We start from the raw sequence: 17,871 nt of genomic DNA, 5'->3' as shown, positions 1-17,871 counted from the left end.
GCAAGGCTTGAGAACGCAACTGCTTGATTTATCCCGCTTGCGTAACAAAAATGCCCGCACGACCTGTGCGGGCATTCGAGCGTTGCGTTTTGCGAACGCTGTCTCTGTTAGCGAACCAGGATATTCTTGAACTGCCAGGGATCCTTGGTGTCGATGTCTTCCGGGAAGAGGCCCGGGCGGCCATCAAGCGGGGTCCAGTCGGTGTAGTGGCCTTCAACCGGACCGAGATAGGGCAGCTGCACTTCGAGGCAGCGCTTGTAGTCGATCTCGTCGGCTTCGACGATGCCGGCGGTCGGGTTTTCGAGCGCCCAAACCATGCCCGCGAGCACGGCGGAGGTTACCTGCAGGCCGGTCGCGTTCTGGTAGGGAGCGATACGGCGGGTCTCTTCGAGAGACAGGCGCGAACCGTACCAGTAGGCGTTCTTGTCGTGGCCATAAAGCAGAACGCCGAGTTCATCGATGCCGTCTTCCAGTTCGTCCTCGTCGAGAACGTGATGAACCGGCTGCGGCGTGCCGCCATTGCCGAACATCTCGTGCAGCGAAAGCACGGCGTCGTTGGCCGGATGGTAGGCATAGTGGCAGGTCGGGCGGAAGGTGACGTCGCCGTCCTTGTCGCGGACGGTGAAGAAGTCGGCGATCGAGATCGATTCGTTATGCGTGACGAGGAAGCCATATTGCGGACCCGGCGTCGGGCACCAGGTGCGTACGCGAGTGTTGGCGCCCGGCTGCTCCAGATAGATGGCGGCCTTGGAGCCCTTCTTGTGCGTCTTGGCGTTCTTCGGCATCCATTCTTCGTGGGTGCCCCAGCCGAGTTCAGCCGGCTGCAAGCCTTCGGAGATGAAGCCTTCGACCGACCAGGTGTTCCAGAAGACGTTGAGCGGCTTCGGATGCTTGGTGCGCTGCGTGTCGCGCTCAGCGATATGGATGCCCTTGACGCCGACCTTCTTCATCAGCTTGGCCCAACCTTCGCGGTCATGCTGGTCCGGCTCTTCGAACTTCAAGCCGATATCCTTGGCGAGATTGACGAGCGCCTGCTTGACGAACCAGGACACCATGCCCGGATTGGCGCCGCAGGTCGAAACGGCCGTCGCGCCGCCCGGGTTCTTCGCCTTTTCCTTGCGCATGGTTTCGCGCAGCGCGTAGTTCGTGCGGTCGGCATTCTTCAGGCTCTTGTCGAAATAGAAGCCGAGCCAGGGTTCGACGACGGTGTCGATGTAGAGCACGTCGAGCTTGCGGCAGAGCTTGACCAGGTCGAGCGAACCGGTATCGACCGAGAGGTTGACGCAGAAGCCCTGGCCGCCGCCTTCCGTCAGAAGCGGCTTGAGAAGTTCCTTGTAGTTGTCCTTGGTGACATGCGCCTTGATATGACGGACGCCGTGCTTCGCCAGGATTTCCATATCGGCTGGTTCTTCACGCGGGTCGATGACGACCATCCGGCTCTTGTCGAATTTGAAGTGGCGCTCGATCAGGGGCAGCGTGCCGCGGCCGATGGAGCCAAAGCCGATCATCACGATCGGACCGGTAATTTCGGCATATACCGGATAGTTCTGTTCCGTCATTCTTGTCTCCTTCGAAAGGCAGGACGCCGTTCGGTTCATGAAATTCAATCAGAGTTTGCGCGAGAACGCGAGGTGAAGGGCTCTAATCATAATTTGATGTCACAATAAAGAGCTGTTCGGGGTTAGCCGAGCAAAGTCAAGAGAAGGGCACCATACACGCCATATGCGACGAGTTTGTTGCCTTCGGTCGATCAGGCCTTCAGGGCCTCCAATCCGTCGACAACGGTGGTGAGGGTGATTTCCTGGACCTCGTAGGATGCTATTCCGTGGATGGTGAAAGGGTCGGCGGCCACATAGGCTTCCAGCTCGGCGCGATCGCCGCAGGCAAAAACGACGCCGCCGGTGCGCGGCACCTTGCGGCCGGATGCCAGGAACCAGCCCTTGGCATATCCCTCTCTCACCCAGGCCATGTGCGGCTCCATGTACGTGTCGGCTTCGTCATTACCCTTGAGGTAGGTGAGCGAGAGAATGAACATGCATCAATTCCATATGAGTTGCGCGCGGATCAGGCCGCGCAGGGAGTTTCCGACATAAAGCGTGCGGTCTTGCAGGTCGTCGGGCCGGATGCGGCCGACACGGGCCTTGCGCTGGCAGATGAGCTCCGTGCGCAATACTCCGGCAAGCAGGCCTGAGGAGATCGGCGGCGTGCGCAATACGTCCGGGCCATCCTCGAGGAAGACGGAGGTGATGGTACCCTCGCAAACCTCGTCCTTGTCGTTCAGCAGCAACACCTCGTCCGCCTCGTCGGGTCGATATTCCGCGCGTGCGGCCTCATAGACGGAGCGCCGCGTGGTCTTGACGCGCAGCAGCTTGTCGGCGGAATCAAGCCGCGTTGCGGCGATGCGGACGCGCCAGATCGTTTCGGGCGGCAACGGCGTGAAGGCGGCCGTCGTTACCGCCGCATGCCCCTCGCGGTCCAGCGTCAGCCGGACCCGCAAGGGCGTGGATGCGCCGGTAACGGCATCTTCGAGTTTGTTCAATACGCTCTTGGGAGCGGAAAAGCCGAGGCGGCGAGCGGAACGTTGCAGCCGGGCGAGATGCAGGCGCAGGCGGACGAAACCGGCTTCCGGTTCGTAACGCAGCGTCTCGATCAGGGAAAAGTCCTCTAGCGGTCGATCCATCGGTCCCCCACGGCGAAGCGCGCCTTCAGGAGACATTCTTCATATTCCGCTTCCGCCGTCGAATCGAAGACGATGCCTCCGCCGACATTGAACACCGCCCGGCCGTCTTCGAAAAGCGTGATCGTGCGGATGGCCACCGAAAAGCGCATGGCGCCCGTCGGCGAGATCATGCCGATGGCGCCGCAATAGGCATCGCGCGGGCCGTCCTCGAGCTCGTGCAGGATTTCCATCGCCCGCATTTTCGGCGCGCCGGTGATCGAGCCGCAAGGGAAGAGCGCCGTCAGAATGTCGCGGATTGACATGCCGGGGAGCAGCTGGGCCTGCACGTGGCTGACCATCTGGTGCACGGTCGGATAGGTCTCGATTTCGAAGAGCCTGGGCACATCGAGCGTGCCGACTTTGGTGATGCGAGAGATATCGTTGCGCAGGAGATCGACGATCATGCGGTTTTCGGCCTGCGTCTTTTCGTCGGCGAGCATGGTGCGAATGATTTCGTCATCTTCCGCCGCGTCGGCGCCGCGCTTGGCCGTACCTTTCATCGGGTGGGTTTCGATCCAGCCCTCTTCGTCGGTCCGGAAGAAAAGCTCCGGCGAGCGCGACAGGACGATCGGTCCGCCGAGATCGACGAGCGCGCCGTATTTCACCGGCTGTCGTTCGATCAGCGACCAGAAGGCGGCCCTGGCGTCGCCGTTCCAGCGGGCATGGATCGGCATGGTGAGGTTCGCCTGATAGCAGTCGCCCAGGCGGATATGCCGGTGCAGCCTGTCGAATCTCTCTTTATATATAGGGAAATCCCACGCGGCTTTCGGCTCGGTCAAAAACTCCTGGTTTTCCAGGCGCTGCGTCGGCTGGCCGAGCGGATGATCGCCGGCTGCGGGGGCGTCGAAGACGCCGAAGCAGAGCAGCGGCGTTTCGCGGTTGTCTTCGGCAAAAGGCGCTAGCTTTTCCTCGAAGAGATGGCCGGCTTCATAGGCGATATATCCCGCCAGCCATTTTCCCTGTTGCCTGACCGTCTCCATCCTGTCCAGCGCCTCGAAGAACTGAGCGCGCGTCCGGGCCGTGATGATCTCGGCCGGTTCGGCAAAGATCATCACCTGTCCTGTGCTGTCGTCCCTGAAGAGGACGTAAGGTCGGGCCTCGGCCATGGGCGGGTTTCTATCCGGCTCTCGTTATGTCGATTGTCAGGCTGGGTTGTGCGTGCCGCAACTAGGCGCCTGGCCCCTCATCCTAGCCCTCTCCCCGCAAGCGGGGAGAGGGAACCGATCCGGCATTTGCCGCACCATTCGTGCCCAAATGATGCGAAGGCTGCTGCCGCAGCTCCCTCTCCCCGCATCGGCGGGGAGAGGGTCGGGGTGAGGGGCCATGCGCGAGGATACGGCGATGGCAGACCTGCCTGACCTGCTGCTCCTGCGAGCAGGCGAAGTTTCAGTTCTTATCTAGCGCTTCCAGCTCGTCGATCAGCCCTTCGATCATCGACAGTCCCTTGCTCCAGAACGACGGATCGGTGGCGTCGAGGCCGAAGGGCTTCAAGAGTTCGGAATGATGCTTGGTGCCGCCGGCTTTCAGCAGCTCGAAATACTTCTCCTGGAAGCCCTTTTCGGCATTGCTATAGACGGCGTAGAGCGAGTTCACCAGGCAATCGCCGAAGGCATAGGCATAGACGTAGAAGGGCGAATGAATGAAGTGGGGGATATAGGCCCAGTAGGTCTCATAGCCCTCCGAGATCTTGATCGCCGGCCCTAAGCTTTCCGCCTGGATGGAAAGCCACAGCTCGCCGATGTCCTCGGCGGTGAGCTCGCCATTCTTTCGGGCGGTATGCACCTTGCGCTCGAATTCGTAGAAGGCGATCTGGCGCACGACCGTGTTGATCATGTCCTCGACCTTCTGGGCGAGCATCGCCTTGCGCTCGCGCTTGTCTGTGGTCTTGTCGAGCAGGGCGCGGAAGGTCAGCATCTCGCCGAAGACGGAGGCGGTTTCGGCAAGAGTCAGCGGCGTCTGGCACATCAATGCGCCCTGGCCGCCCGCCAGCACCTGATGCACGCCATGGCCGAGCTCATGCGCGAGCGTCATGACATCGCGCGGCTTGCCCATATAGTTGACGAGCACGTAAGGATGCGCTGATGGCACGGTCGGATGGGCAAAGGCACCGGGCGCCTTGCCAGGCCGCACCGGCGCGTCGATCCACTCTTCATCGAAGAAGCGCTTGGCGATAGCAGCCATTTCGGGGGCGAATTTGCCGTAGGCGGAAAGGACCGTCTCCTTCGCCTCGCTCCAGGGGATCAGGGCATTGGGCGTTTCCGGCAGCGGCGCGTTGCGGTCCCAGAAGTTCATCTGCTCCATGCCGAGCCATTTGGCCTTCATCTTGTAATAGCGGTGCGAAAGGCGCGGATAGGCTTCGCGCACGGCGGCGGCCAGCGCATCCACCACCTCGCGTTCGACGCGGTTGGCCAGATGCCTTGAGTCGGCGATATCCGCGAAGCCGCGCCAGCGGTCGGAAATCTCCTTGTCCTTGGCGAGCGTATTGGTGATCAGCGTGAAGGTGCGCAGGTTGGCCTTGAAGGTTGCGGCAAGCGCCATGGCCGCCTTGCGGCGTGCTTCCGGATCCTGTTCCTGCAGCATGTTCAGCGCGACTTCGAGGGGCTGCTTCTCGCCGTCGATATCGAAGCGCAGCTCCGCCATCGTCTCGTCGAACAGCCGGTTGAAGGCAGCGGCGCTGGTCATGGATTTTTCCAGGAACAGTTGTTCCAGTCTGTCTTCGAGCTGGTAGGGCTTGTCCTTGCGCAGGTCGACGATCCAGGGGCGATAGTGGCCGGCGGCGGGATCGTTCGCCATGCAGGCGTCCATCGCGGCATCGTCGATGCGGTTCAGCTCCAGCTGGAAGAACAGGAGATGGGCGGCGTAGTCCGTCAGCCGCGTCTGCACGTCGCCATAGAGCTTGCCGTTGGCGGGATCGCTGGTGTTGGAAAAATAGGTAAGGCCGGCAAATGAGCCGAGCCGGCCCATGATATCATCAAGCGCTTCATACTCCTTCAGAGCAGCTCCGATGCCGGCATCGCCGGTCTTGCTGGCGGCATCCGTAAGCTTGCCCTTCCATTTCTCCTCGAAAGCGACCGCCATCTTGCCGGCCTTTTCCATGTCGCCGGTGAAGGCGGTTGACGTGGCGGAAGGGTAGAGATCGCTGAGCTTCCAGGCGGGCAGGTCTCCGAGCGCGCTGCCGGTGGCGGCCTGGCTCGTGGAAAAATTAAGGGATTGATAGAGCGACGTCGGGCTCATGGGCGATATTTCCTCTGCATTTTATTGCGGAACATCCGGTTCGTCCGTGTCTATTCGGCTGGAAAGCAGGCTGCAAGCCTGATTTCCCCGCACCGACGGTTGAACCATCGGCGATAGTACATTCGTCATAATGATTAAAATGCGATGGTTTGGCAAAACTTCATGTTCAAGCCTTTCTGCGAATGTTCGTGTCAGGTTTCGCATGAAGTGAGGCACCAATGACCGTTTATAATAGCGCCAAGGGGGGCGCGCAGGTTCTCGTTGTTGAGGATGATCCGATTCAACGTCGTCTGCTGAAGAATGCCATCGAGCGGCACGGACACGTTGCTCATCTGGCTGAGAATGGCCGCGTAGGCCTCGAGGTTCTGAAGCGCAATAGCGATCAGATCAATGTGATCGTGCTCGATCTCATGATGCCCGAAATGAACGGCATCGAGTTTCTGGGCGCGCTGAACGACACGGGTATCGATCTGCCCGTCATCGTGCAGACGGGGCAGGGCGGGATCGACACCGTGGTGCAGGCCATGCGGGCCGGCGCTTTCGATTTCGTCGTAAAGCCCGTGTCTCCCGAGCGCATTTCGGCTTCGATCATCAACGCCCTGAAGCTTGATCAGCGCGAGGCAAAGGCCCGCGCCGGGCGCAGGTCCCGCTCGAGCGCGGTCACTTTCGACGACATCGTCTCGGCAAGTCCTGCGATGATGCGGGTGCTCGATCTTGCGCATCGTGCATCACAATCGAATATTCCAGTCGTGCTGGAAGGCGAGTCCGGTGTGGGCAAGGAGCTTGTGGCGCGTGCCATCCAGGCCGCCAGCGATCGTGCCGGCAAGCCGTTCATAACGGTCAATTGCGGTGCCATCCCGCACAATCTGGTCGAGAGCATCCTTTTCGGGCATGAAAAGGGCGCGTTTACCGGCGCGGCCGAGCGCCATGTCGGCAAGTTCATGGAAGCAGACGGCGGCACGCTGTTCCTCGACGAGATCGGCGACCTGCCGCTTGAAGTCCAAGTCAAGCTGCTGCGCGCCGTGCAGCAGGGGGAAATCGAGACGGTCGGCGCGCGCGTCGCGCAGAAAGTCAATGTCCGGTTGATCTCCGCCACCAACAAGGACCTGATCGAAGAGGTCAAGGCCGGGCGCTTCCGCGAGGATCTCTATTATCGCCTCAACGTCTTCCCGATCACCATGCCGGCTCTGCGTCGTCGCAAGGAGGATATTCCGCATCTGGCGCGCGCATTTGCCGATCGCTTTGCGCTCGAACAGAAGCTCGACTATCCGCTCTCGATCAGCAATAGCGCGCTCGCTCTGCTGACGGCCTATGACTGGCCCGGCAACATCCGCCAGCTCGAAAACGCCGTTTTCCGCGCCGTCGTCCTGGCCGAAGGATCGGAGCTGCAGGATACCGACTTCCCGCAGATCGCCGCTCAACTGCCCGGTTATTTTACCGCCGAGCATCCGACCTTAGTTGTGGATAATTCGCAGATGGATGCCGTTGGCGAGAGAGGCGAGCGCGGCATGCGCGCCTTTTCACAGGATACAACTGCAACCTTGCCGCTTCCCGCGCTCGATGAATCCGCCACTGCTTCAGACAACGTCATCGTCAGTACCAACATATCCGGAGACGTCAGAAAACTAGCGGATGTCGAAGAGGAGCTGATCCGATTTGCCCTCAAATTCTATCGAGGTCAGATGAGTCAAGTAGCAAGAAAACTCGGAATCGGGCGTTCAACTCTCTATCGGAAGTTGAAAGATTACGGGATAGATCCGGACGACCCGCAAAAAAACGCTGCATGAGCACTGACTTAACGTTTAGGCAAGCATATTTTGTTACCCGTCGTAAAGCACTTGTTAGTGCATCGTTCACCATGTATGAAGAGGGCGACCATGTGTGGCATTTTTGCCATCGTGTCACCGCAATTGACAGCCATTTGGAACACGATGCGACATTGTCTGTCGGACGGGGATCGAATTGCCGAATCTGAGTGGAAATACCAAGCGCAATAGCTTGAGCTGGCATTCTGCGTGCTCTGATCTATTTAGCAAGGTGGCCAAGGTAGTAGCCGTTGGCCTCCTTGCTTTGGCTGTTTCTACACCTGTTTTCGTCGGTACTCCCTCCCAGGCGGGCGGTGAGACCCGTAGCCTGAAGATCTATTACGTCCACACCGGCGAAAAGGCCGTCATCACCTACAAGCGCAATGGCAAGTTCGATCCGGACGGTCTGGAGAAGCTCAATCGTATCCTGCGCGACTGGCGCAAGAACCAGCCGACCAAGATGAATCCGCGCCTGTTCGACCTGATCTGGGAAGTTTACCGTGAAAGCGGTTCGCACGAGTTCATCTACGTCATCTGCGGATTCCGTTCGCCGGGCACCAACGAGATGCTGCGCACGCGCACGGCCCATACGGGCGTTGCCAAGAAGAGCCAGCATATGCTCGGCAACGCGATGGATTTCTATATTCCGGACGTCAAGCTCACCAAGCTGCGCGAGCTCGGCATGAAGCTTCAGGAGGGCGGCGTCGGCTATTATCCGACCTCGGGCTCGCCCTTCGTGCACATGGATGTCGGCGGCGTGCGCGCATGGCCGCGCATGGATCGCCAGGATCTCGTTCGCCTGTTCCCGGACGGCAAGACCATGCATATCCCTGCTGATGGTCGGCCGCTGCCGGGCTATCAGGAGGCCGTTGCCGATTATAAGCGCCGCATGTCGTCCGATATCCAGATCGCCAGCTCCTCGTCGTCTCGCCGTGGTTTCTTCGCCCGTCTCTTTGGCGGCGGCGGTGCGGATGAGGTGGAGGACAATGCAGATGAGGGCGCGGCGCCGGTGGCTGTTGCTTCGGTTTCCGGAAAGAGCCAGCCGGCTCCGACCGCGACCGACGAGGGTGACGGTAGCGCGGCCCCTGCGCCCGCCCAGGTTCAGGTTGCCAGCATAAACGCACCGGTTCCGCAGGTTCGCCCGGCCTTCGGCAATCAGCCTGCGGGCAGCGACGTTGCTTCCGCTCTCGTATCGTCGTCGTCGCACAACGCCGCTCAGGATGCGCTTGCGGCGGCCATGCCGACTACGGATGATCAGTCGCAATATGCCGATCTTCGTTCCTATCGCGTTCCTGTACCGTCCTTGCTTGACCGCCGCGCACCCGGCGATGCCGAGACGGCATCCGTCGACGCTGGTATGAGCGGCCAGACGGCCGCCGTGCCTGTCCCGGCAGAGCGCCCCGAAGTTGCCGAAAGCCTGCTGGCCTCCGCGGATGCGGATCAGGAGGCAGTCGACGATCAGGCTGATGCAGGTACGCTCTCTCCGTCCGTCATCGCAGCTCTCGAGCAGAGCCGCCCCGATCGGTCGGATCCGAATGCTGCGGTCCCGGTGAGCGCGCCGCTTAACAACGTTGCATCCAAGGATCAGGTTGCCCCTGCGAATGGTGTGGCTGCCGGCAATGATGCCATGCAGGCGATCGCGGCGGTTCTGCCGCAGCAGCGGCCGGCGCAACGGATGCCGATGCAGGTGGCCGCGCTGGCGCCGATCCAGAACGAGGTCAAGGCCAGCAGCCGCCGCTTCAACGATAGCTTTGAACCGGTGCCGCAGGAACGAGCGATTGCCGCCGGTATCGCGGCCAAGGGAGGCCGTCCGAACAAGCAGGATGCAGCCGAAGCCGATGCCGGCCGCGCCACGGTGACGACTGAACCGAAGCTGACCGAGAAGATGATTTCCCAGTGGGCGATTGCCAAGGCTCGCGTCGAAATCATCAACCGCCCGGTCAAGGCGCCGCGTTTCGTGAGCCCGACCCTTCGCGCGCAGCCGACGGCAGTCTATACCGATGGCTTCAAGGTGCAGACGGCTTCCATCGATCCGGAACGCTTCAGCGGTTCGGCTGTGAACTTCCTTCAGGTGAAGAAGTTCAACTCGGTCGAGTAGGCGGAAGTCTCTCCGCTTAGCGATCTCGGAAGCCTGTTCGGGCTTCTATCCCATCTCAAGCATGATATCAGATTGAGTACCGTCGATACGCAAGGCATCGGCTGGGCAATCCCGCGCGACCCTTTGATGAGATAGCTGCTGTCAACGCCGCTGTTGCATGCAGGTGACAGTGCTTCGACTTTCAGGTTCGTGCCAGAATTTATTCATTTCCACGTCACCCACTGCTCAGTTTCGCGTCATTCAGCGCGATTAGGCCGACAGGCTGAAAAGGGCTGGATATTCACAATTGAACCGAAAGACGGCAATCATCGTCGGCAATGGCGAGCTTACTCGCGACCTGTCTGAGATTGTGGACAGTGCGCAATTTGCAATGCGCTTCAACGAGCCGAAGGCGTCTATCGGCATGAGCGGCTCGCGCACGGATATTCTGATGCTCGCAGCCTCGAGCAAGCCGATGCAGCGTCGACTGACCGACCCGAATTTTCTGGCAAGCCCCACGTTCAAGGCGGCGAAGGAGGTCGTGCTTGCCTATCACCCCGACATCATCCGCAAATATCACCCCAAGCCCAATTTCCTCTCGCGCCTGAAGGGCAGGCGGAGTGACTGGACGCTGCGAACGATCGAATTGGTCGGCGCTGCCGGCAAGGAGATTCGGGTGATGCCACCCCAGTTCTACATCGACGGCTGCTCGGAGCTCGGCGTGCCGGAATGCAGGATGTGCCAAGTCTTCCCGAGCACCGGCTTCTTTGGCATCCGATATGTTCTTTCGATGCTGCCCGCCTGCGAATGGGACGTGAAACTGTGCGGATTCAGCTGGGAGGGGTGGAAACGCCATGCCTGGCTCAATGAACGCCGATGGGTCGAAGACAGGATAGCAAACGGCAACATCAGCCTGCTCGTCTAGCACCACCTTCACCATGCAAATGATTGAAAACAATACTTTTCAGCTTCGCCTCAGGTTTGCCTAAGCCCGCCTTCATTCACGATTGCTACAGCCTCGTGACAGATGTCACCGAGGTATGTTTGATGCAATCTTACGAATTCAGCCCGTCTTCGGCGATGCCGCTCGAAAGAGCTCATACGGGATTCGGATTCGATCACGTTTCCAATCCGGTTGGCGCCAGCCTGGACGAGCCGAGACAACCGGTCATCCGCGGCTTCATCATCCATCTTGATCGCGCTCACGATCGCATGCCACAGGTCGAAAGACTCGCGGCAATGCTGCCGGTTCCGAGCGAAGTCATAGAGGCGGTCGACGGAGATTGCCTGACCGATGCCGAGATAGATCGGGTGTATCGTCGCCGGCTTCATAAGCCGTCCTATCCGTTCGAGATGAGCATCGGCGAGATCGCATGCTTCCTGTCGCATCGCAAGGCTTGGGCTGCCATAGTCGAGCAGGGCATCGATGCCGGCCTCATCTTCGAGGACGATGTGGAGATCGACGAATCCTTTCATGCGGCTTTCGCAGCCGCCAAGGCTTGTCTCAAGCCACGTGCGTTCGTCCGCTTCCCCTTCCGGATGGGCAAGGAACATGGCAAATGCGTTCTGACTGAGGGGCAGATCAACGTCATTCGGCCTGATCGCGTCGGCCTCGGCATGGTGGCGCAGCTTGTGAGCCGTGATGCGGCTATCCGTCTGCTCAAGGCGACCACCCTTTTCGACCGGCCGGTCGATACGACCGTGCAGATGAGCTGGTTCACGCATATATCGCCGCTTGCGGTCCTGCCTGGTGGTGTGCATGAGATCTCCTCGCAGCTTGGCGGAAGCACCATCAAGAGACGCAAGACGTTGATGGAGAAGCTTTCCAGAGAGATGCTGCGGCCGCTCTATCGTGCAAGAATTGCGCTGCGTTGGCGCCGCTCCATCTGAGAAGATCAAACTTGGCCGTTCCAATCCTCGCATATCATCAGATTGCGGTGCCGCCTTCGCGCGAGGCGCCGTTCAGAAGCATGGTCGTCCACCCGGAAGCCTTCCATCGCCAGATGGAATGGCTGAAAAGGCTTGGAATTCAGGGGCTTTCGCTTCGCGATGCACTCCCCTACATCACAGGAGCGAAGGCCGGCAAGGTTGCCGCCATCACCTTCGACGATGGCTATTTGAACGTCTATGAGAATGCCTTGCCCGTGCTGCAGGAGTTCGGCTTCACCGCCACGAATTTCGTGGTCGTGAACCAGATCGGCGGCAGCAATGTCTGGGACGTACCGCTTGGCGTGGCGCCTGCCCCTTGCATGTCGGGTGAGCAATTGCGCCGGTGGTGCAGCCTCGGGCACGAAGTAGGCTCGCACACGCTCGACCACGTCCATCTCCCGCAATTGCCGATGGAGGAGGCGCGTCGCCAGATCTCCCATTCGCGCGGCATGCTTGAAGACCTGCTGGACGAGGGCGTGTCGTCCTTTTGCTTCCCCTATGGCGACGAAACACCGCTCGATCGGGTGCTGGCCTACGAGGCCGGCTATAGCGCTGCGACCACGACGCGGCGGGGACGGGCGCGCCCGAGCGACGACCCGTTCGGCCTGCCGCGGATGACCGTTCGGCGCAACGACAGCTGGCTGCATTTCGTCAGGAAATGCGTGTTCGGATAGTTGGCAACATCGACCCTGTCCGGTGCACGTCGCCGGAGCAGCTGTCAGCCGCCCCGGAGATACTTGGTTAGGGTGCGACGGTGAAGCTATAGCTGCCGTTGGTCTTGTGGCCGTCCGTCGAAAGCGCGTGCCATTGCACGGTGTATTTGCCGGGAGCCAGCTTGTCGCTGACTGGTACCATCAGCGTCGCGTCGCCATCCATCAGCATGGCAGCGCCGGTCTTGACGGCTTTCTTGTCCGGGCCGGTGATGCTCACGCCGCTGAACTTCAGGTTCAAGCCTTCGCTGAAGGTGAGGTCGAGCTCCGAAGGTGCCTGTTTGACGGAGCTGTCGGCGGCGGGAACTGAGGACTTGAGATGGGCGTGCGCGAAGGCCTGGCCTGCGAGAGCGATGCTGGCCGTGGCCGCAATGAGGAGAAGCTTCTTCATCCGGGACATGTCGGTCTTCCTTTTGGGTTGAGGCGCCGCAGGGGCCTTGCGGCAGGTTCGGGCGGCGACAGCTGTCGCCTGGAATATCCCGTTCGGATTGCGGCCTAGGGGAATGGTGCGGAGCGGCTTGACGCCGCTCATTTCAGAAGCTTGCGTATCTTTTGCAGTGCGATGTCCTTGTCCTCTCCATAGGCAATCAAGCTGCGCAGATTGCCATCGGCATCGACGAGAAGAACCGAGGCGGTGTGATCCATCGTGTAGTCGCCGTCGGGCGAAGGCACCTTCTTGGCATAGATGCGCCAGTCCTTGATGGCCTTCTGCATCTCGGTCGGATTGCCGGTAATGCCGGTGATGCGATCGGTGAAATTGCCGGTATATTTGCGCATGATATCCGGCGTGTCGCGCGCGGGATCCACGGAGAAGAAATAGGCTTTCAGCTTGTCCGCCTCCGGGCCGAGCGTCTTCAGCCAGCCGGCCATTTCGAACAGCGTGGTCGGGCAGACGTCCGGGCAATGGGTATAGCCGAAGTAGATGAGTGACGGGTGGCCCTTGAGAGCTTGCGCGGTCATAGGCTGGCCCCGGTCGTCGATAAGGTTGAAAGAGCCGCCGGTATGGTCCTCCGCCGCCTTTGCCATCAGGCTCCATGTGAAGTAGGCGATCAAGCCGCAGACGCTGAGCAGAAAGACCGTCAGGATCGCGGGGATCGACCATTCTTTCGTGAACATCGCCTTCTCCTGCGTGGCCTGAAGGGAGGCGCGGCGGCTGCCGCGCCGTTCATTCAGCTGCGTTGGCATGCTCGCCTCCATTGTCCGCCTTGCTGGCGACCGCCGAACCCACAGGGGAATCGACATCGATCGAGCCGGCCTTTTCGAAGGTCAATTTCGCCCTGATCGTCTCGCCCTGTTTGAACGGGTCGATGACATCCATGAACATGAGGTGATAGCTGCCGGGCTTCAGTTGGACAGTCTTGCCGGCGGGCAGCGCCAGGCCATTCTTAAGCTTGCGCATGACCATGACGTCGTTATCCATCTTCATCTCATGGACCTCGACTTTGACAGCTCTCGACGAGCTGGCTGCGATCAGCCGGTCGTCGGTTCTGCCGGAATTGGTGATGGTCACGTAGCCGCCACCGACCTCGGCGCCCGGCACCATGGCCCTGACATAGGGAGCGGCGATCTTGAGATTTCCAAGCGTTACCTCGGTGGCGGAAGCGAGCCCGGGAGCGGCAAGGCTAAGGCTGGCAGCAACGAAAGAGCTGATAAATCGGTTCATGATCGGTTTCCTCTGGGGATCTGGGTGCTGCGCGGCAGGTTCTGCCGCGCAGCCTTTCATGAGAAGAAGCGTTTCAGCGGCGGCACAAAGCGGATGATGATCTGATCCGTCAGCAGCATCGCGACGACGGCGAGACCCGTTAGCGGAAAGGCGGCGCCGAAGGCGATCGCGATCAGCCACAGCCCGATATAGACGGACCTCTGGGGCGGCATGGGCGGCACGCCGAGACGGCCGGCCGGCCGGCGCTTCCACCACATCATGATTGCCGTGACGCAGCTGAGGACAATGGCGATACAGGTCGCCAGCATGAGCAATTGGTTGACGAGGCCCCATTCCTGTCCCTGATGGACGTTGATGCCCCATTCGATTGCCTGGCCGAGCGCCGGATATTGATCGAAGGAAAGATCGACCAACGGCTTGCCGGAATATTGGTCGATATGAACAGTGCGTTCCTTGGAGAGATCGGCGGGGAAGATCGAGGCGGTAAAGACGCCCGTTTCGTCGGAGGGAAGGGCCATGCTGAAGCCGGGAGCTACGCCCAGTTCTCTGGCGATCTCGACTGCCTTGTCCAGCCCGATCGGCTTCGATGCCGTTGCTGCGTCGGAGAGCGGCACCGGCGCATTTTCGACGATCCAGCCGGGTCGGCTGACGATATCCTGCGTGACTTTCTTCGATTTCGGCACCTCGTCCCAGAGGGCTGCCGGATAGCCCAAATCTTGCGATGTGAGCCATGCGTTGACGTTGGCGCCCCAATAGCCCGACCAGGGCATGCCGCTGAAGGCGAGGAAGAAGATGACGATGCCGGCGATCGCGCCGGTCACGGCATGGAGATCGCGCCAGAAGACGCGGCGGGAAGGGGTGCCGCGAACCGTGAGGACGCCGCCCGTCTGGCGCCGCGGCCACCAGAGATAGATGCCCGTCACGACCAGTATCAGCGCGAAGCCGCCGACGATCTCGATGATGCGGTTGGTCCATGTCCCGAAATATTCGAGGCTATGGATGCGTTTGACGACCCAGCTGAACTCCTCTTTCGAGCCGACCGAGCCGAGCACTTCGCCATTGTGCGGATTGACATAGACGAGCGTCGATTGGCCACCCTTCGACACCGTCACCAAGGCGGATCGATCTGCCGCCGCTGGCTCGCGATAGGATATCGCCGTGGCGCCAGGCGCTGCTGCCAATGCCGCATCAACGATCTTTTGCGGCGGGAGCATCGCGCCTGTGTCGGCGAGGATGTTGCGATGGGCATAGAAGGTGTCGGCGATCTGATCCTTGAAGAGATAGATGGATCCGGTGATCGCCAGGTTGAGCAGGAATGGGATGACGAGCAGGCCAGCGAAGAAATGCCAGCGCCAGATCGCTCGATAGAGCGAGATATGGTCTGATGTGGTCGCAGTGGGCTCGGCCATGGTGAAGGCAGACATGAGGAACTCCCCAAAGATCCGGCGACACGGAATGATCCGTTTCGAGAGATGCGCCTGTCTGCGGGAGTGGCGGCCAGCGCCGATGTCGCTTGCGGAGCGGACAATGAAGAGATCCGTCGTGTGTCGGGACATCGGCAAGGAGACATCTCACCCGCAGCCGGCACGAGCAGCTCTCGTGCGTGGTTCGGCCGCCGTTGACGACTAGCGTTACGGCATTGGCCGCAACACAGGCTCAGGCAAGGGCTTGGAGAGCAGGGGGAGCGCGTGGGCCGCTATTCGGCGGATAGAGTTGCCGGCGGAACGCCTCGTTTCTGGCGACAACGACATCTTCTCTGACGAAGGCAAGGTGTTCGCAGATATCGGTCGGCGGCGTGGGAAGCAGGGCGGCGGCGGAAATGCGGCATGCCTCGCATCCCGGCATATAGGCCTTGCTATGCTCCTTGCCGTCAGGCGTCTTTTCGGTGACGCAGAGGACGGGCAGGGTACCATCAGGCAGGCGGTATTGGGCAAGCTCGACGGGGGTCAGTTCCGCGGCGCTGGAAACAGCCGGGCTATGGGCGAAGCCGACGGACAGCAATGCGACGGCGCATAGAATGCGCACCAGCCATTGCGTTGTCCCAAAGGTTCGCTTCCGCACGGTTCTCCCCATCATTTTCCAGGAGGTAGCACTTACGACATTCGCCGCTGCAGCTCAATGCGGCAATTTGGTATCCGTCGCGCTTGGCCCCGTTTACATGCCGCGCGAAGGTCAGCTACAGATCGTTCGGAAAGTCTGGAGCCGACTAAACGGCGAGGCTCTATGTCGTTCATCGCCCTGTGGCTGGTTCGCCTTCAGGCGTTTGTGCGAAAAGGAAATGGAATGCCCATCGAACCCTGGAAAGGCGGCCATGTCGACGTTGCCGTCATAGGCGCAGGCGCCGCCGGCGTCGGAGCTGCCCGGCGGCTGCAATCGCTTCGCCCCGACCTTTCGGTCGTGCTGCTCGAAGCGTCCGATCGTGTCGGCGGTCGCGCGCGAACGATCCATCCCTTTGGCGCTGATGGCGCAGGGCTCGATCTCGGCTGCGGCTGGTTGCATGGCGCGCGCACCAACCCTTGGACAAAGATTACCGAGGAGATCGGCCTTACGGTCGATCGCACGCCCGCACCCTGGAGCGATGGTAGCCGACGGCTGGAAAGGAACGATCCCGAGACGAAGGCCGCGGCAGACGCCGTGGCCGAATTCTTCGAGCGGGTAAATGCCTACGAAGGAGATGACGACGCCGATCTGTCGACCATGTGGGCGCCTGACGATCCCTGGAGCGAGCGGATTCATGCGGTCGCCGCATTCATGACCGGGGCGGAACTGCACAAATCGTCGGTGATCGATCTCGGTCGCTACGATCCCGGTCCCGGCCCCGACTGGCGTGTCCGGCAGGGCTACGGCACGCTGGTGGCCACCTATGGTTTGCCGGTGCCAACCGTTGTCGGGGTGGAAGTCAGCCGTATCGACCACACCGGCGCCGGCCATATCGTGCTGTCGACGGGCAAGGGCGAGCTGAAGGCGAAGGCCGTTATCGTGGCTGTCTCCACCAATGTGCTTGCCGCCGAGCGAATAGCCTTCTGGCCGCCGCTGCCGGAGAAGATCGAGGCGGCCTCGCGTCTGCCTCTCGGATTGGCAAACAAGCTTTTCATTCACGTGTCCGAGCCTGGCATGTTTCCGGAGGAGACGCATGTCATGGGGTCGCGGCATAGCGGCCGGACGGGCGCCTATCAGCTGAGGCCGTTCGGCGCGCCTGTCATCGAGGCCTATTTCGCCGCCGATCTCGCGCTTGATCTCGAACGACAGGGCGTGGAAGCAACGTTCGCTTTCGCGGTGGAGCAGCTGAAGCGTGTTTTCGGCGCTGATGTCGGGGCGAAATTATCGCCTCTGGCCATGTCCGCCTGGGCGAGCGAGCCTTTTGTTGGCGGGTCCTATTCCTATGCGACCCCCGGCGCCTCGGACCTGCGCGGGGTACTGGCGGCGCCCTGCAATGATCGCTTATTCTTCGCCGGAGAGGCCTGCTCGCAGGCACGATACTCGACGGCGCATGGTGCTTACGAAAGCGGAGTTGTCGCGGCCGAAGCCGTTGCAAAAGCGTTGTGATGCAAGCTCTATGCAAGGGCGTGACATATTTCGGGCAAGAAATGGCAATTCGTCTCACGAATTTGCGCAAGGAGCTCTTAAACTTGCGCAGCAACAGGCGTAAACGCAATCAAATACCACCCGATTTGGTTTAAATTTTCTTTCGGGAGATGGGCGGCGAAAGCCGCGATAAATGAAGCATTGGAGGA

General features: G+C 60.7%; 16 protein-coding genes. 6 read left to right on the top strand and 10 right to left on the bottom strand.

Features of this window, described 5'->3' with window-relative positions; genetic code table 11:
• Positions 1–107: 107 nt before the first annotated feature.
• The 5 genes from JTP94_RS34610 to JTP94_RS34590 all read right to left on the bottom strand — a co-directional run bounded on the left by JTP94_RS34610 (position 108) and on the right by JTP94_RS34590 (position 5,953).
• Positions 108–1,559 carry a homospermidine synthase gene (locus JTP94_RS34610; RefSeq protein WP_204854826.1) on the bottom strand — a complete coding sequence of 484 codons (1,452 nt, stop codon included), beginning with the start codon at positions 1,557–1,559 and terminating at the stop codon, positions 108–110.
• Positions 1,560–1,750: 191 nt separating this feature from the next.
• The gene (locus JTP94_RS34605) at positions 1,751–2,035 is read right to left on the bottom strand and encodes a YciI family protein (protein WP_204854825.1); all 285 of its coding nucleotides are present in this window, start codon (positions 2,033–2,035) and stop codon (positions 1,751–1,753) included.
• Between the two features lie 3 nt (positions 2,036–2,038).
• Positions 2,039–2,680 carry an aminotransferase class IV family protein gene (locus JTP94_RS34600; protein WP_204854824.1) on the bottom strand — a complete coding sequence of 214 codons (642 nt, stop codon included), beginning with the start codon at positions 2,678–2,680 and terminating at the stop codon, positions 2,039–2,041.
• Entirely contained in the window at positions 2,665–3,825 is a 1,161-nt protein-coding gene (locus JTP94_RS34595) for an aminodeoxychorismate synthase component I (RefSeq protein WP_204854823.1), read from the bottom strand. Before JTP94_RS34595 ends, JTP94_RS34600 begins: the two co-directional genes overlap by 16 nt.
• 280 nt (positions 3,826–4,105) lie before the next feature.
• Positions 4,106–5,953: a M3 family oligoendopeptidase gene (locus tag JTP94_RS34590; protein WP_204854822.1), complete on the bottom strand. Its 1,848-nt coding sequence runs from the start codon at positions 5,951–5,953 to the stop codon at positions 4,106–4,108.
• Between the two features lie 218 nt (positions 5,954–6,171).
• Here JTP94_RS34590 and JTP94_RS34585 point away from each other — a divergent pair, with 218 nt between their 5' ends.
• From JTP94_RS34585 to JTP94_RS34565, 5 genes are all read left to right on the top strand, one after another.
• Complete coding sequence (locus JTP94_RS34585) at positions 6,172–7,740, top strand: sigma-54 dependent transcriptional regulator (RefSeq protein WP_204854821.1); 1,569 nt, start codon at positions 6,172–6,174, stop codon at positions 7,738–7,740.
• A 175-nt stretch (positions 7,741–7,915) separates the two neighbouring features.
• Positions 7,916–9,856, top strand: coding sequence for a DUF882 domain-containing protein (locus JTP94_RS34580; protein ID WP_204854820.1), 1,941 nt, complete (start codon positions 7,916–7,918; stop codon positions 9,854–9,856).
• Positions 9,857–10,142: 286 nt separating this feature from the next.
• Complete coding sequence (locus JTP94_RS34575; protein ID WP_204854819.1) at positions 10,143–10,760, top strand: hypothetical protein; 618 nt, start codon at positions 10,143–10,145, stop codon at positions 10,758–10,760.
• Positions 10,761–10,882: 122 nt separating this feature from the next.
• Positions 10,883–11,725 (top strand): glycosyltransferase family 25 protein, encoded by an 843-nt coding sequence (locus JTP94_RS34570; RefSeq protein ID WP_204854818.1) that lies wholly within the window; start codon positions 10,883–10,885, stop codon positions 11,723–11,725.
• Positions 11,726–11,736: 11 nt separating this feature from the next.
• On the top strand, positions 11,737–12,438 hold the full coding sequence (locus JTP94_RS34565; protein ID WP_204854817.1) for a polysaccharide deacetylase family protein: 702 nt from the start codon (positions 11,737–11,739) through the stop codon (positions 12,436–12,438).
• Between the two features lie 67 nt (positions 12,439–12,505).
• Here JTP94_RS34565 and copC read toward each other — a convergent pair whose 3' ends face one another.
• From copC to JTP94_RS34540, 5 genes are all read right to left on the bottom strand, one after another.
• On the bottom strand, positions 12,506–12,874 hold the full coding sequence (gene copC, locus JTP94_RS34560; protein ID WP_204854816.1) for a copper homeostasis periplasmic binding protein CopC: 369 nt from the start codon (positions 12,872–12,874) through the stop codon (positions 12,506–12,508).
• A 128-nt stretch (positions 12,875–13,002) separates the two neighbouring features.
• On the bottom strand, positions 13,003–13,590 hold the full coding sequence (locus tag JTP94_RS34555) for an SCO family protein (RefSeq protein ID WP_204854885.1): 588 nt from the start codon (positions 13,588–13,590) through the stop codon (positions 13,003–13,005).
• A 49-nt stretch (positions 13,591–13,639) separates the two neighbouring features.
• Positions 13,640–14,137 carry a copper chaperone PCu(A)C gene (locus JTP94_RS34550; RefSeq protein WP_246755448.1) on the bottom strand — a complete coding sequence of 166 codons (498 nt, stop codon included), beginning with the start codon at positions 14,135–14,137 and terminating at the stop codon, positions 13,640–13,642.
• A gap of 56 nt (positions 14,138–14,193) precedes the next feature.
• Positions 14,194–15,561 (bottom strand): PepSY domain-containing protein, encoded by a 1,368-nt coding sequence (locus JTP94_RS34545; protein WP_204854814.1) that lies wholly within the window; start codon positions 15,559–15,561, stop codon positions 14,194–14,196.
• 232 nt (positions 15,562–15,793) lie between these two features.
• On the bottom strand, positions 15,794–16,210 hold the full coding sequence (locus tag JTP94_RS34540) for a hypothetical protein (RefSeq protein ID WP_204854884.1): 417 nt from the start codon (positions 16,208–16,210) through the stop codon (positions 15,794–15,796).
• A gap of 210 nt (positions 16,211–16,420) precedes the next feature.
• Here JTP94_RS34540 and JTP94_RS34535 point away from each other — a divergent pair, with 210 nt between their 5' ends.
• Complete coding sequence (locus JTP94_RS34535) at positions 16,421–17,683, top strand: NAD(P)/FAD-dependent oxidoreductase (RefSeq protein ID WP_204854813.1); 1,263 nt, start codon at positions 16,421–16,423, stop codon at positions 17,681–17,683.
• Positions 17,684–17,871 lie beyond the last annotated feature (188 nt).

The sequence above is a fragment of the Martinezella lusitana genome (genome assembly GCF_016901135.1).
Taxonomy (GTDB): domain Bacteria; phylum Pseudomonadota; class Alphaproteobacteria; order Rhizobiales; family Rhizobiaceae; genus Rhizobium; species Rhizobium lusitanum_D.
Note: the sequence above shows the minus strand (reverse complement) of the source record. Positions and strands in the feature narration are given on the sequence as shown.

Bases quoted from the DNA above. Each gene is read 5' to 3' on its own strand.
- copC (WP_204854816.1), bottom strand. From the start codon at position 12,874: ATGTCCCGGATGAAGAAGCTTCTCCTCATTGCGGCCACGGCCAGCATC.
- JTP94_RS34550 (WP_246755448.1), bottom strand. From the start codon at position 14,137: ATGAACCGATTTATCAGCTCTTTCGTTGCTGCCAGCCTTAGCCTTGCC.
- JTP94_RS34540 (WP_204854884.1), bottom strand. From the start codon at position 16,210: ATGGGGAGAACCGTGCGGAAGCGAACCTTTGGGACAACGCAATGGCTG.
- JTP94_RS34585 (WP_204854821.1), top strand. From the start codon at position 6,172: ATGACCGTTTATAATAGCGCCAAGGGGGGCGCGCAGGTTCTCGTTGTT.
- JTP94_RS34555 (WP_204854885.1), bottom strand. From the start codon at position 13,590: ATGTTCACGAAAGAATGGTCGATCCCCGCGATCCTGACGGTCTTTCTG.
- JTP94_RS34590 (WP_204854822.1), bottom strand. From the start codon at position 5,953: ATGAGCCCGACGTCGCTCTATCAATCCCTTAATTTTTCCACGAGCCAG.
- JTP94_RS34610 (WP_204854826.1), bottom strand. From the start codon at position 1,559: ATGACGGAACAGAACTATCCGGTATATGCCGAAATTACCGGTCCGATC.
- JTP94_RS34600 (WP_204854824.1), bottom strand. From the start codon at position 2,680: ATGGATCGACCGCTAGAGGACTTTTCCCTGATCGAGACGCTGCGTTAC.
- JTP94_RS34535 (WP_204854813.1), top strand. From the start codon at position 16,421: ATGCCCATCGAACCCTGGAAAGGCGGCCATGTCGACGTTGCCGTCATA.
- JTP94_RS34605 (WP_204854825.1), bottom strand. From the start codon at position 2,035: ATGTTCATTCTCTCGCTCACCTACCTCAAGGGTAATGACGAAGCCGAC.
- JTP94_RS34545 (WP_204854814.1), bottom strand. From the start codon at position 15,561: ATGTCTGCCTTCACCATGGCCGAGCCCACTGCGACCACATCAGACCAT.
- JTP94_RS34570 (WP_204854818.1), top strand. From the start codon at position 10,883: ATGCAATCTTACGAATTCAGCCCGTCTTCGGCGATGCCGCTCGAAAGA.
- JTP94_RS34595 (WP_204854823.1), bottom strand. From the start codon at position 3,825: ATGGCCGAGGCCCGACCTTACGTCCTCTTCAGGGACGACAGCACAGGA.